Origin of the sequence: Thiothrix subterranea, from assembly GCF_016772315.1 — a bacterium.
Classification (GTDB): domain Bacteria; phylum Pseudomonadota; class Gammaproteobacteria; order Thiotrichales; family Thiotrichaceae; genus Thiothrix; species Thiothrix subterranea.
Genome location: NZ_CP053482.1, coordinates 436949 through 450917, shown reverse-complemented (window position 1 = coordinate 450917; position 13969 = coordinate 436949). Strand labels below are relative to the sequence as shown.

The 13969-nt window shown below is 53.0% G+C and carries 13 protein-coding genes; 4 read left to right on the top strand and 9 right to left on the bottom strand.

Going from position 1 to position 13969, the window contains the following annotated elements; all coding sequences use genetic code 11:
• Nucleotides 1–456, bottom strand: coding sequence for a dUTP diphosphatase (dut, locus tag HMY34_RS02215; protein WP_202717691.1), 456 nt, complete (start codon nucleotides 454–456; stop codon nucleotides 1–3).
• Nucleotides 443–1666 carry a bifunctional phosphopantothenoylcysteine decarboxylase/phosphopantothenate--cysteine ligase CoaBC gene (coaBC, locus tag HMY34_RS02210; RefSeq protein WP_202717690.1) on the bottom strand — a complete coding sequence of 408 codons (1224 nt, stop codon included), beginning with the start codon at nucleotides 1664–1666 and terminating at the stop codon, nucleotides 443–445. The genes dut and coaBC overlap by 14 nt, the downstream gene beginning before the upstream one ends.
• Before the next feature lie 52 nt (nucleotides 1667–1718).
• On the opposite strand from coaBC, the gene radC reads away from it, so the two are divergent.
• Both radC and HMY34_RS02200 read left to right on the top strand, forming a co-directional pair.
• Complete coding sequence (gene radC / locus HMY34_RS02205) at nucleotides 1719–2390, top strand: RadC family protein (protein WP_202717689.1); 672 nt, start codon at nucleotides 1719–1721, stop codon at nucleotides 2388–2390.
• Between the two features lie 37 nt (nucleotides 2391–2427).
• Entirely contained in the window at nucleotides 2428–3141 is a 714-nt protein-coding gene (locus tag HMY34_RS02200; RefSeq protein ID WP_202717688.1) for a hypothetical protein, read from the top strand.
• A gap of 228 nt (nucleotides 3142–3369) precedes the next feature.
• Here HMY34_RS02200 and ssb read toward each other — a convergent pair whose 3' ends face one another.
• From ssb to pckA, 4 genes are all read right to left on the bottom strand, one after another.
• Nucleotides 3370–3873, bottom strand: a complete 504-nt coding sequence (gene ssb, locus HMY34_RS02195; protein ID WP_202717687.1) for a single-stranded DNA-binding protein — start codon at nucleotides 3871–3873, stop codon at nucleotides 3370–3372.
• Between the two features lie 32 nt (nucleotides 3874–3905).
• Entirely contained in the window at nucleotides 3906–5264 is a 1359-nt protein-coding gene (locus HMY34_RS02190; RefSeq protein WP_202717686.1) for an MFS transporter, read from the bottom strand.
• Between the two features lie 82 nt (nucleotides 5265–5346).
• Nucleotides 5347–6723 (bottom strand): ATP-dependent RNA helicase DbpA, encoded by a 1377-nt coding sequence (dbpA, locus tag HMY34_RS02185; protein WP_202717685.1) that lies wholly within the window; start codon nucleotides 6721–6723, stop codon nucleotides 5347–5349.
• 93 nt (nucleotides 6724–6816) lie between these two features.
• Nucleotides 6817–8430, bottom strand: coding sequence for a phosphoenolpyruvate carboxykinase (ATP) (pckA, locus tag HMY34_RS02180; RefSeq protein ID WP_202717684.1), 1614 nt, complete (start codon nucleotides 8428–8430; stop codon nucleotides 6817–6819).
• A gap of 253 nt (nucleotides 8431–8683) precedes the next feature.
• Between pckA and HMY34_RS02175 the strand changes: the two genes are divergently transcribed.
• Both HMY34_RS02175 and HMY34_RS02170 read left to right on the top strand, forming a co-directional pair.
• Nucleotides 8684–9985 carry a DEAD/DEAH box helicase gene (locus HMY34_RS02175; protein ID WP_202717683.1) on the top strand — a complete coding sequence of 434 codons (1302 nt, stop codon included), beginning with the start codon at nucleotides 8684–8686 and terminating at the stop codon, nucleotides 9983–9985.
• Nucleotides 9986–9988: 3 nt separating this feature from the next.
• Nucleotides 9989–10855, top strand: a complete 867-nt coding sequence (locus HMY34_RS02170; RefSeq protein WP_202717682.1) for a hypothetical protein — start codon at nucleotides 9989–9991, stop codon at nucleotides 10853–10855.
• Here HMY34_RS02170 and HMY34_RS02165 read toward each other — a convergent pair whose 3' ends face one another.
• From HMY34_RS02165 to HMY34_RS02155, 3 genes are all read right to left on the bottom strand, one after another.
• Entirely contained in the window at nucleotides 10856–11476 is a 621-nt protein-coding gene (locus tag HMY34_RS02165) for a hypothetical protein (RefSeq protein ID WP_202717568.1), read from the bottom strand.
• Between the two features lie 92 nt (nucleotides 11477–11568).
• Nucleotides 11569–12771 carry a hypothetical protein gene (locus HMY34_RS02160; protein ID WP_202717567.1) on the bottom strand — a complete coding sequence of 401 codons (1203 nt, stop codon included), beginning with the start codon at nucleotides 12769–12771 and terminating at the stop codon, nucleotides 11569–11571.
• Between the two features lie 3 nt (nucleotides 12772–12774).
• Nucleotides 12775–13968, bottom strand: coding sequence for a methanobactin export MATE transporter MbnM (locus tag HMY34_RS02155; RefSeq protein ID WP_202717566.1), 1194 nt, complete (start codon nucleotides 13966–13968; stop codon nucleotides 12775–12777).
• Nucleotide 13969 lies beyond the last annotated feature (1 nt).

Genomic DNA, 13969 nt, shown 5'->3' with positions numbered 1-13969 from the left:
TTAGTGCCTACCGGAATGCCCAAAACCGCCTTCACCACGGTGCGACTGATCGAAATCGTCAACCGATTGCAGCGCGACTTGCACCACCGGTACAAACACCAGTTGCGCAATGCGTTCACCCGGTTGAATGGTGAAGCTGTCGTTACTCCGATTCCAGCAGGAAATGAACAATTGCCCTTGGTAGTCCGAATCAATCAAACCGACCAGATTTCCCAGCACAATCCCGTGTTTATGACCCAGTCCAGAGCGCGGCAAGATGACGGCGGCAAGCGTTGGGTCGCCAATATGAATCGCAATACCGGTTGGAATGAGTTCCGTATCCCCTGCATTCAATACCAGCGGTGCATCCAAACAGGCGCGTAAATCCATGCCCGCTGAGCCATTGGTGGCATATTCAGGCAGGGGAAATTCAGTGCCAATGCGTGGGTCGAGGATTTTGTATTCAATCGTGGTCATGTGTCGGTTGCTTCCGTTGCAGGTATTGGGCTGCCACTAATTGCATCAAGGCGGTGGCAAGCGCGTGTTTGTCCATTTCAGGCAGGGAGGTATGCCCGTCTTTCCATACCACTTCGAGCGCATTGGTGGGTTGGTCGAAGGCTTTGCCATCCGCCACCGAATTCGCGGCAATCATGTCGATGTTTTTGCGTTCCAGTTTGCTGCGGGCGTAGGTCATCAAGTCGTGGGTTTCGGCGGCAAAGCCTACGGTGAACAGGTGCGGGTAGGTTTGTTTGATGGTAGCCAAAATATCGGTGGTGCGCTGCATTTCCAGATTAAGGGTAGCCGCGTTCTTTTTGATTTTGCGGTCTGCCACATTAATGGGGGTGTAATCGGCAACGGCGGCAGTGGCAATGAATACATCCGCTTGTTTAGCGGCTTCATGGGTGGCGTTGAGCATATCGGCTGCCGATTCGGTGATAACGCGGCTTACTCCAGCGGGACAATCTAACGCCACGTGCCCGGAAACCAACATGACTTCTGCCCCCATGTTGACCGCTGCTGATGCAACGGCGTAACCCATTTTGCCGGAACTGCGATTGGTGAGAAAGCGCACCGGATCAATCGCTTCGCGGGTAGGGCCAGCGGTGATTAAGACGCGCACCCCTTGCAGTAATTGACTGGTGGCACAACAGGTTTCCAGTTCACGCACAATGTCGGCAGGTTCGAGCATTCGCCCTAAGCCGGTATCGCCACAGGCTTGCACACCTTCCGCCGGGCCGAACACCGTCACGCCGCGTGTTTGCAGGGTTTGCAGATTGTGCTGGGTGGCGGCATGTTTCCACATTTGCTGATTCATTGCCGGGGCAACAATCACGCGGGCAGTGGAGGCAAGGCAAACCGTACTCAACAAATCGTCCGCCATGCCCCAGGTTAAGCGTGCCAAGGTATTGGCGGTGGCGGGCGCAATCAGAATGACATCTGCCCAACGTGCCAATTCGATATGCCCCATGCCCATTTCGGCTTGCGGGTCGAGCAATTCGGTATGCACCGGGTTGCCGGACAAGGCTTGCAGCGTCAGCGGGGTAATGAAGGCTTGGGCGGATGCGGTCATGCATACCCGCACGTTTGCGCCGCTTTTCACTAACAAACGTGTCAGTTCAGCGGATTTGTAGGCGGCGATACCGCCACTTATCCCTAAAAGGATGTTCTTACCAGGAAGGAATGCCATAAAATTTGTGTTCTAAACCCTTGAATCCTACTCAACAATAAAAGCGAAACCCATGGCAATTACTGACTGGCCTCTTGATGAACGCCCGCGTGAGAAATTGATGTTACGCGGCGCACCAGCCTTGTCCGATGCCGAATTACTGGCCATTTTTCTGCGTGTCGGGGTCAAGGGCAAAACGGCGGTTGACCTCTCACGCGAACTGCTGCAAACGTTCGGTAGTTTACGGCAATTATTTGATGCAGACGCACAAAATTTTTGTGCAACGCACGGTATGGGGGAAGCCAAATACGTGCAACTGCAAGCGGTATTGGAAATGTCCAAACGTTACCTCAGTGAAAAAATGCGGCGCGGGGACGCTTTGAGTGACCCTGAAGCGGTGCGTTTTTACCTGACCTCCAAATTGCGCGATTACCGTTTTGAGGTATTCGCCTGCTTATTTCTCGATAATCGCCACCGGGTGATTCAGTACGAAGAGCTGTTTCGCGGTACGATTGACGGGGCAAGTGTACACCCGCGTGAAGTGGTGCGCCGTGCGTTGCATCACAATGCAGCGGCAATTATTTTCGCGCATAATCATCCTTCCGGCGTTGCCGAACCCAGTCAGGCGGATGAGCGCATTACCCAAAAGCTCAAAGATGCCCTGCATTTAATTGATGTCAGGGTGTTGGATCATTTTGTGATCGGCGATCAAGTAGTCTCGTTTGCCGAACGCGGGTTGTTGTAGAATAACCGTTTACCACCATTAAAAAAGGATTTATCCCATGATTACAGCCGAACAGGAACAACAAGTCAGCGGCGCAATGGAACTGCTGAGTGCTTATATTGCTAACCCGCCGTGGGAAGAGTGGATGGTTGAAGTCTTCTCGGATGCGATTGCTTATGCCGCTGAAATGCTGGAATTATCCGGCGATGAAGTGCTGGATTATCTTGACGAAGAACCCTTAGGGCAAATGGCGCATTCGCATGTGTTTGAACATTTTGTGACGACCGAAACCAATGAAGACGGCGAAAGTGTGCTGGAAGCCTTCATTCGTGCTCGTGTGCAACAGGAAGATAAATCGTTCGCTTGCCAGTATCTGGATGCGTTTGCACATTCCGAACTCGCGTTGTGGGAAGTGGTTGGCAAAGTCGGTAAAAAAGTGGAAGTGCGCCGTCTAGGTTCGGATGAGCCAAGCGTGTTGGCACAGTTGGATGCGACCAATATTCCCACCAATATTTGCATTGCGTCGCGTTTACTAAAGCTGCCGAATAACCAGAACATTTTTAGTTTTGGAATGCTGCCGATTGAACGCACCGAAGCGGAAGAAATTTTGGCGTATTTGGCGCAAGTCCGTGCCGAAATGCTGGAAACGGCGCAAACCGAAGTGCAGGATCACGAAGCGGAAGACATTGAAGCGGCGATTATCGAGGAATTGACCGATGTGATGTTCCATGAAACGCTGACGGCGTGGATTGGTCAAGGCTTTGAGAACTAAACAAAAAAAGAGCCACCTTTAGGGGTGGCTCTGAGGTATTTCTTGTAATTCTAGTGTTGTGTCATTTTACAAATAGGTTGTCACAACATTGTTATGTGCTTGCATTCCTCCTAGCTGGCGTCTTACGCGCTCTCCAGTACAAGCACTGAGAAATATTGTAGAGACTAAGGGTTTACTTGCCTACTGGCATCAAGACCAGCTTAGGCAAGGGTATGCCCTAGATACTGCTTAGAATGGGATGTCGTCATCAAAGTCTTCAAAGCCACGGCTGGAGGCATTGTCCGCCGGAGCAGATGGCGCACCGCCGCCGTAACCACCGCCAGCGCCTTGATTGCTGCTGCGTTGCGCGGGGGCGGCGGATGAGTCGTCGTAATTGCCCGAACCCATGCCGCCACCGGGACGCCCGCCCAGCATTTTCATATCGGTGGCGTTTACTTCGGTGCGGTAGTGTTTTTGCCCATCTTTTTCCCACGAACGGGTTTTCAGGCTGCCTTCGACGTAAAGTAATTGGCCTTTGCGAACATAATCACCAACGACTTTGGCTAAGCCTCGGTAAAAAGTCACGTTGTGCCATTCAGTGGCTTCTTTCTTCTCGCCGGTATTTTTGTCTTTCCATGATTCACTGGTGGCGACACTGATATTGGCGATTGCGTCACCGCTGGGCATGTATTTCATCTCAGGGTCTCTGCCCACCGTGCCGACCAGAATGACTTTGTTGATACCATTTGCCATGTTCGTTCCTTATGTCAATATTTCGCGAGATTCTACGCTGAAGCGGGTGAGAATGCATCCAAGCCCGCCTGATCGAGCGCGGTCTTATCGATTTTCAGATAAGCGATGCATTCTTCGGCGGCGAGGGCGACTTCCTTTACGCCAGCGACAGCCAGCAATTCGGTGTGCAAGCGTTGCGGGTCAGAAAACAGCAGCGGATCCAGCTTCAGGATTTTACTGGCATAAAAAGTCGGTTGGGGCAATTGCAGCGCGACTAATAACCAGATGCCAACCACCACCGCACTGAACAGGAATACGCCGGTTGCACCCCACTCATGATTTACCATGCCGCCGAGTGCGCCGCCCGCAAAGATTCCCAAGAATTGCGAGCTGCTGAAAATCCCCATTGCGGTTCCCTTGGTGTTAACGTCGGAATATTTAGCCACCAACGACGGTTGTACTGCCTCCAAGAAATTAAAACCGATGAAAAACAGCCAAAAGGCCACCAGCAACCACACGATCTGAGCATGACCGGCTGCCATGAGTAATTCGGCAACGATCAGCAAGACGGTGCAACCCAGCAAGAGCGGGCGAATCTTGCGCTGTTTCTCCGCCATAATAATCAGCGGGACAGACAGCACGAATGAGCCAATGAATACCGGCAAATACACCTTCCAATGTTCCGCCGTTGGCAGCCCCAATTCGTGGGTGAACAGGGTGGGCAATACCAAAAAGTTGGCGGTCATCACCAAATGCAGGATAAAAACCCCCACATTCATGCGCAATAACGCCGCATTACTAAGCGCAGTGCTGAGGTAGCCTTTGATGATACCGGCGTCACGGTGTTGCAAGGTGCGTGCAGGGTTGGGAATCACGAATACCACCAAGGCAATCCCCAAGAACGCGAGTAGCATGGTTAACCAGAAAATACTGGGGACACCACCCACTTGACTGACGATCGGCCCCAGAATCATTCCCAGCATGAAGGATACCCCAATGGTTAGCCCAATCACGCCCATGGTGCGAATGCGGTGTTCTTCACGAATCAAATCCGCCGCCAGTGCCATTGTTGGGGCAGCCACCGCGCCCATGCCTTGAATCATGCGCCCCAGCACGATGAGCCACATGGATGATGCCAGTGCTGCAATGATGCTCCCGAAGGCAAAGACCAGCAAACCGCCGATAATGACCGGCTTGCGCCCGATTTTATCCGAGAGAATGCCGAGTGGGATTTGGAATACCGCTTGCGATAAACCGTAAATGCCAATGGCTAAGCCTGCCAGCGCGGGGGTGGAATCCGGGAAGGTTTCTGCATACAGCGCGAATACGGGCAGGATCATAAACAGACCCAACATCCGTACCGCATAAATCGCAGCAAGGGAGGCGGTGACGCGCCATTCCAGACTATTCATAGGTTTGTTAACGCTCTACAAAACAAAGTAGGAACATATAGTAGCGGTTTTCGCCGAGGATGAAACATCCCTCACAACGTTATCATAGCGATTTGACTTTGAACTTACGCCCTTTGATCTTGCCATTCAGCAGGCAATTCAACGCTTGTTTGGCAGCGCTACGCTCGACCGCAACGTAGGCGGCGTATTCCAATACGTCGATTTTGCCGACCGATTTGCCATTAATGCCACCTTCGCCGGTGAGTGCGCCGAGGATGTCGCCGGGGCGGACTTTTTCCTTGCGCCCCGCCGCAATGCACAGCGTGACATTGCCGGGTTGAGTAGGGCTGAGCGCCGCTTTGGGCAGGGCGGAAATCACTTCGTAGTCCAGTTCGGTTTTCTGCGCAATGCCAATGTCAGCCAGTTTGTGGCGTTCGGCATCGGTAAGGAGGTTGAGTGCCATGCCTTCCTTGCCTGCGCGTCCGGTACGCCCGATGCGGTGGATGTAAATGTCAGCATCGTGCGGTAATTCGTAGTTGATAACACATGGCAGGTCTTCGATGTCCAACCCGCGTGCGGCAACGTCGGTGGCGACCAGCAAATTGAAGCTATTATGTTTGAATTGCACGAATACTTCGTCGCGATCACGCTGTTCCATTTCGCCGTGTAAGGCTTTGACACTGAAACCGAGTTGGCTCAAATGTTCGGTGATTTCACGCACGCCGACTTTCATATTGCAGAAAATCACCGCCGAACGCGGTTTGTAATGCGCCAGCAAAGTTTCGAGTGCTGCCAGCCGTTCGGTCTTATTGCACAGGTACGAATACTGGTTAATGACCCCGGCGGTGTGCAAGGCTTCGGCTTTGACTTCGATCGGGTTGCGTTGGAATTGCGCACTCAGGCGTTTAATGTCGTCGGGGTAGGTGGCAGAAAACAGCAGCGTCTGGCGGTGTTTCGGGGTGAGGCTGATGATTTTGGCGATGTCTTCCATGAAGCCCATTTCCAACATGCGGTCGGCTTCGTCGAGCACCAGCGTGTGGATTTGGCTGAGTTCGATGGTGTGTTTGCCGATGTGGTCGTTAATGCGCCCCGGTGTGCCTACAATAACGTGTGCGCCGTGTTCTAGGGATGCAGCTTGCGGGGCAAGTGGTTGCCCACCGGTTAAGGTCACGACTTTGATATTGGGCTGGTAACGTGCCAAGCGGCGGATTTCGGTGGCGACTTGCGCACTGAGTTCGCGGGTCGGGCAGAGTACCAAGGCTTGCGCGGCGAAATTTTGCGGGTCTAGTTTTGCCAGCAAGGTAATCGCAAACACAGCGGTTTTGCCGCTGCCGGTTTTGGCTTGCCCGATTAAATCAGCGCCTTGTAAAGCGTGGGGCAGAGCTTTGGCTTGAATCCCCGTCATCAGTTTGTAACCCAAGTTGCCTAGATTGGCGAGTTGTTGGGGTGGCAGGTTCAAATTCGCGAAAGAAGCGGGCATGGGGTGGCTCTTGGGGTCAGGGGTTAAGAGCACACTATAGCGGATTTTACGGCGGAAAGCCCTTCTCCCCGTGCGAGAGAAGGGCGTGAGGCATTATTCCTTGCCTTGCAATGGCGCAGCCGCGCAAATAGCAGCAGAAACACCCGCACTGTATTGCGCAAAGTTCTTGTGGAACAGTGACGCCAGATAGGTCGCTTTCGTGGTATATGCCGCTTTATCCGCCCATGTCGATGACGGTTCCAATACGTCGGACGGCACATCCGGGCACGAAACCGGGATGTTCAAACCGAAAATCGCATCGCGGCGGGTATCAACCTGATCCAAATCCCCATTCAACGCGGCATTCACCATGCTACGAGTATGATGAATATTCATGCGTTTGCCCACGCCATAGCCGCCGCCTGTCCAGCCGGTATTGACCAGCCAGCAAGATACGCCATGTTCATTGATTTTCGCACCGAGCAAGTCCGCATACACCGAGGGGTGCAACGCCATGAAGGGCGCACCAAAGCACGTGCTGAAGGTCGCGGTGGGTTCCGTCACGCCTTTTTCTGTACCCGCGACTTTGGCGGTGTAACCGGAAATAAAGTGGTACATCGCCTGCTCAGTGGTGAGCTTGGAAATCGGTGGCAATACGCCAAACGCATCGCAGGTCAGCATAATAATGTGCTTAGGATGACCGGCTTTGCCGGGGTATAACGCGCCCGGAATTTGCGTAATCGGGTAACTGGCACGGGTGTTTTCAGTGATGCTATTGTCGTCCAGATTCAGCTTGCGGGTCGCTTGATCCATCACCACGTTTTCCAGCACCGTGCCGAAGGTTTGGGTGGTTTTGTAGATCATCGGCTCTTGTTCTGCCGACAAGTTAATCACTTTGGCGTAACAACCGCCTTCCAGATTGAACACGCCGTTATCGCTCCAGCCGTGTTCGTCATCGCCAATCAGGGCGCGATTTGGGTCTGCCGAGAGCGTGGTTTTACCCGTGCCGGACAAGCCAAACAGAATCGCCACATCGCCATCTTTGCCAACATTGGCAGAAGCGTGCATCGACATAATACCGCGCTGTGGCAACAAATAGTTGAGCACCGAGAAAATGGATTTCTTGATTTCGCCCGCGTAATGCGTGCCACCAATCAAGATCAGCCCGCGTGTCAGGTTCAAGAGCACGAATGCGCCCGAATGCGTGCCGTGCTTTTCCGGGTCGGCTTGCATATCCGGTACGTGGATGACGGTGAATTTGGGTTCAGCTACGCCTAAGGTGCGGTTCAAGTCGTCGGGGCGAATGAACATATTCCGCGCAAACAGGGCGTGCCAAGCGTATTGCGAAATAATGCGTACTGGCAATTCGTCGGCTTCACTCGCGCCTGCCAGCAAGTCTTGGACGAATAATTCACGACCTTCCAAAAACTGAAGGGCATCTGCCAATACTTGGTCGAATTGTGCTTCGGTGAGTGATTTGTTGACTTTGCCCCACCACACTTTATCGTGTGAGCCAGCGTCATCCACAATGAATTTGTCATTGGGGGCGCGACCCGTAAATGTACCCGTGTAGGCGACAAAGACGCCATCTTCGCTGATTTTGCCTTCGCTGCGGTTGAGGGCTTGTTCGTAGAGAACCGGGGAAGACTGGTTCCAGTAAAGGTTATTGGTGTTTTTAAGCCCCAACGTACTGGCAAGGTGTTGTGCCAGTGTAGCAGTTGTACTCATATTACGCCTCCGGTAGCGCCGTATAGTGTCGACAATGTGTCATATGAACGGTAAGAAGGCAAAGAATGATAGCGCACGATGTTGACTATTAGAATACATTTACGTGTAAATTTACTGATAAATAGCAACATTGTCGACATATTAATAAAAGCCTGTCGACAATATAGGGTTATCTAAGGTTTTCTTGAAAAATCCGGTAAAGTTGTCGTGCTTTTTGTGCTGACTTGCTGATTCATTGTGATATTCTCACGCAATGGAAAATTTTTACTTAAGTCAAACACGTTTCGATACCTTCCCGCTGGATGAGCGCTTATTGGCCTCGCTGACAGAAGCAGGCTTTGAGTTTTGCTCGCGTATTCAGGTGGAAACCTTGCCATTGGCCTTGGCAGGGCAGGATATTGCTGGGCAAGCCCAGACGGGTACGGGGAAAACGGGCGCATTCTTGGTCGCCATTTTTCAGCATTTGCTGACAAATCCGCTACCGGGTGCAGCGGCAGGCAGTGTGCGTTGTTTGATTCTTGCGCCAACGCGCGAATTAGCGATTCAGATTGCGCGGGATGCGGAAGAATTGGGTAAACACACCGGCTTGCGTTCGGTGCTGGTCTACGGGGGCGCGGGTTACGACAAACAACGCCGCCAATTTGAAGCGCCAGTCGACGTATTGATCGGCACGCCGGGGCGCATTATCGACTATTACAAGCAGCATGTGTTTACCCTGAAACACGCGCAAGCGTTGGTCATGGATGAAGCCGACCGTATGTTTGACATGGGCTTTATTCAGGATGTGCGCTATTTGATGCACAAATTGCCGCCACCGGCAAAGCGCTTGAATATGTTGTTTTCCGCGACCTTATCGCAGCGCGTTTTGGAATTGGCTTACGAGCACATGAATAACCCGCAGCAGGTGAAAATCGAAACCGAATCGGTCGGCGCGGATAATATTGCTGAACACGTATATTTCCCTGCAAATGATGAAAAAATTCCGTTGTTGATTGGGTTAATCCGTAAGCTTCAGCCGTTTCGGGCGATTGTGTTTGTGAATACTAAGCACATTGCTGAAAAGATTGACGATTATTTGCGGGCGAATGGCATTACGTCCGATTTGATTTCCGGCGATGTGCGCCAGAATAAGCGCGAAAAGCTGTTGCAGGCGTTTGAAGCGGGTGATTTTCAGGTATTGATTGCGACCGACGTGGCGGCACGGGGGTTGCACATTCCTGATGTGTCGCACGTATTCAACTTCGATTTGCCGCAAGTGGCAGAAGATTACGTGCATCGCATTGGGCGTACTGCGCGTGCTGGTGCATCGGGCGAAGCACACAGTTTTGCGTGTGAAGATACCGCGTTTTATTTGCCGGATATTGAAGCGTATACCGGCAAGCCGTTGCCGGTTGCGCGAATTAATGCGGAATTGCTGCCAAGTGAACTGCACCGTCCGCCGCGCAGTCAGCGTGAACGGGTTGCGCATCACGGGCAAGACAATAATCGCCGTCAGCAAAGTGGCGGTGGTGAACAGCGGCGCAGAAAACCCCGTCCGAATCCTAACGCAGGTTAATCCATGGATACTTACGCAAAGCGCTTACACAATCCTTTCAATGGCGTTTTGCAGGTGGTGGCGAATGAGCAGATTCGTGCCTTAAGTTTTAATGGCGTGGATTGGGAGCTTCAGTTTAAATGCACCACCCCGCGTGGTATCGGCTATGCGCGAATCGGACGTTGGGAACGTAGCGCCGGTTTCAAACCTTTTCCGCTCGACCCCAGTATTGACCGCTCTGCGGTGGAAGCTGCGCATGGGGTGATTGTCGCCGCGCTAGAAACGGCGCAAGTCCCCTTGCCACAAGACGATTATTACGAATTTTGGTTGCTGGAAGACAGAACACGCCAGCCATTGGCTTTATTAGCCAGTTGCCGCCAGCCGCAGGAAATGCGCCAAGCCACCATTCACCCCGCATGGAAATGCATCAGTGCCAGCCAATTAGAGCTGGATAATACCCCCGAAGAAGCGCGGCGTGGGCTGCCCCCACTCAGTTACCGGTTGGAGCAACAGGTGAAATATTGCGCGGGGCAAAATCCGCAAGCGCAATGGTTTTTGCGGGCAGCGGATGGCACTGGGCAGGCGTTGAATGCCGCTGGTGAGGGGGTGAGCGACGTGCTGGCGGCGAGTCATTTTCCGCCGCTGTTATTGCGTGAAACTTGGGCAAAAGTGGCAGAACAAGATTTGTGCGCCCGTTACTTACAGCGGCTTGCGCCCCGTTTATTGACCTTGCAGGCATTATCACTGGAAAGTCGCGAGCGGGTGGAGCAATTGGCGAGTCGTTACGCGCAGGAAGTGGCGGCACATTTTCACCTATATCCCGCCATCGCGGATACCCAGCGCATGACCGCATTGCGGGTGGAAGCCCGTTTGCGCAGTGCTTGTTTGTGATTAACACCCGGCTGCAAGCATCTCTGCCCGATACGTGCTGTAAATGCTGCTCGATGCGGTATAAGGCCAGGTAGGCCAATCCACGCCACCGCTGTGCACCAGACTCCCGCTCAAACCCGTTTGTGATGGCAAGTTATTGAACTTTACCCACACCCTGAAATTACCTGCGCCGTGTATGGCTTCTGCGGTTTTGAGCATCGCAATGAGCGCCAATTTCGCGGTGTTTTTGGTCTTTTGCCGCCCGGCAACGGTTGCGCCATTTAAGGTGTTAAATGCTGCCATATCCAGTGTGAAGGAATATTCAAACACCCCGCTGCTGGTGTAACGGTCAAAGTTGTAAATGTAGGGAATCGTGGTCGTGCCATTCACCAATAAGTTGATGTTTTGATAAGTGCTTGTCCCACCTAATACTTGGTGCAGGGTTTTGGTTTCGGAAAAAATCCCTTCCATCAAGCTGGCTAAGGGGATGCCGAATTCAGCCTCCATGAGCTGCTCGTCTAAACACACGTAACCGCTTTGCGTGCGTTCGTAAGGGATAAAAAATTCGGTGTATTCGGAAACCGTGGCTTGCACGCTCGCTGTCGCAGTGAACAGTAACGCACTGGCTAATAATTGTTTCATGGTGTTGCCCTCGCTGATAGAAATGCAGCATAGATGCGTGCATCTCTTTAACTATAGTGCAGTTGGACACTGCATGAGTGGAATAACGCGGCCTATTTTTTGTATAAGGTGTCCTGCCACACCAGCCCAACACTGACCCGATCATCGCTTCCCGCCAGTGTATTGTCTTGGGTATACGCCAACCGTGCGCCGATTTTTTTATTGAGTTGCCAATTCACTTGTACGGTTTCGCGCTTGGGGTTGGCAGCAGTGATCAGGTTGGCTTCTTCAGCTAACACTTGTGCACCATTACCACTCAGGTCGTTTTCCAGTGACAGTTTTTCCAGCCGGTAACTGAGTTTTAGCTTGCGCCATTCCAAACTGGGAGTGACTGCATAGGCCAAGTGATCGCTATCATAGCTGGCGGTGCGGGTGGTATCCGACAGTGTACCGCTGGATTGCGCTTGGGCGGCTTCGTAACGCAAGCCTGCTTTGATGCCGCCAGATGTTACCGGGGCAGAAACAGCAAACCACGTACCAGCCATTTGGGTATCGCCGCTGAATTGCACATCAGTTAACGTAACGCCGCTGGGGGTGTGAGAATGGTCGGTGGAAAAATAGCGGTCATCGCTACGTTTAGCCGCATTCGCCTGCATCGCCCATGCGCCGCCGTTTAAATCCCAGCCTGCGCGTTCGTGGTTGAATTTGGCGTAAATATCCTGCGCCCCTTCGCCCTTGCTGGCAGGGAAAAAGTCACCGTTCCACACTTCGACCCCGACTTCGGTGTTGGCAGTGGGGTTGCCTGCGACGCGCACGCCCGTGTCATGAATGCTTCTGCCCCAGAACGCATCCGCCAGCAAGGTGCTTTCCGCAAAGGTGTCGGTGCTGGGGTGATGGTGTGCGGAGGGGGTAAACGCCGGTTCAAGCAAACCCGCGCTGACGGTAATGGGTTTGGGCGTATTCGGTTGGTAATCCAGCGTTAGGTTTTCCAGTTCAATACTGGTTGTGCCGTCATTGTGTACCCCGGCTTTGGCGCTGACGGTGGTGCGTTCGCCCAAACGGTGTGAACCCCACAGGATGGCATCGTCCAGCTTGCCGCCTTTTTCAACGGGTAAGGAATGCCCGCCCATCATCACACCGGGAATGCGCCACAGCCCGTCACTGTCTGCCGCGCCTTGCGAATGCCAAGTCATGCTGGCAGCCGCGCCGACTTCGGTGGTCGTGGTCGGATCGGGTGTGTGCTTGTGTTCGTCGGTGTGGGCGAATCCCGCCAAGGGTGATGCCAGTAAGGCGAAACTTGTAACAGTACGGAGCATGGCTTATTCCCAAGGGTTGGCAAAACGTGGGTTGGTCACAAAGTCGCGGTCGGTGAGGCTTTCCAGAAAGGCGACCATATCCTGTATTTCTTGCTCAGTCATACCGATGGGGCGGATGAAACTGCTCTTGTTGGGATTCAGCCGCCCATCCCCGGCATTCGCGCCGCTGGTGATATTGCGCCCTCCATCATTGTAATGCCGCACGACTTCTTCCAGCGTGGCAATGCTGCCATCGTGCATATAAGGCGCAGTCAAGGCGATGTTGCGCAAAGTAGGGGGACGGAAACGCCCCATGTCTTCTGGCTTAGCGGTGATTTCATAAATGCCTTCGCCGCCTTCGGGGTAGCCACCTTTGCCGTCAATATTGTATAGCCCATTGTTGAAAAACACCGCGCTGGCGAAACTTTGGGTGCGATCAAACGACGATTGGGTGAAATTCATACCATCATGGCAATGGAAACACTCGGTTTTCTCATCGAAAAACAGCCGCATCCCCCGTAGGGCGGGAGCAGATAAGGCGGTGGTATCGCCTGCTTCATGCTTGTCAAACGGGCTATTGAAACTGTTCAAACCCCGCCCAAAACTCGCTAACGCCTTGACTATATTATCGAAATGGATCGGGCTGGCTTCCCCCGGAAACGCTTTGGCAAACAGGTCGGCGTAACGCGGTTCGGCTTTGAAGCGGGCGAGAACTTCGTCTTTATTGGCGTCGTTGATGCCCAGTTCCACCGGAAATTCGCCGAACAGCGGCACAGGCGCTTGTTGTTCCAAGGTGACAGTGGTGGGATTTCCCCAATTGACGGAAGCGTTATAGGCAATATTCACCAAGGCTTGGGAATGACGCGGGTGCATTTCACCCGTTGACCCCAACGGGCGGATAGCGCCATCCGAAAATGCTAAGGATTGCACATGGCAAGAAGCACAGGCTTGTGTGCCATTGCCCGACAAGCGCCGGTCATAAAACAGGTGCTTGCCGAGTTGGAATTTCTCTTCGGTCAGCACGTTGGTGATGGGAACGACCGGCAGCGGATAATCGGCGGGAATGTTCCAGATAAAATCACGGCTGGCGAAGGTTGTACCATCGCCAGTGTTAATGGTCGTGCGGCTGTCCTTTTCTGGGCAGCCGCTCAACAGCAAGGCGCAGCCCGTGATAAGGGCTACGCTGGCGGTGGTCTGTAAAAAATTGATTGGTTTCATC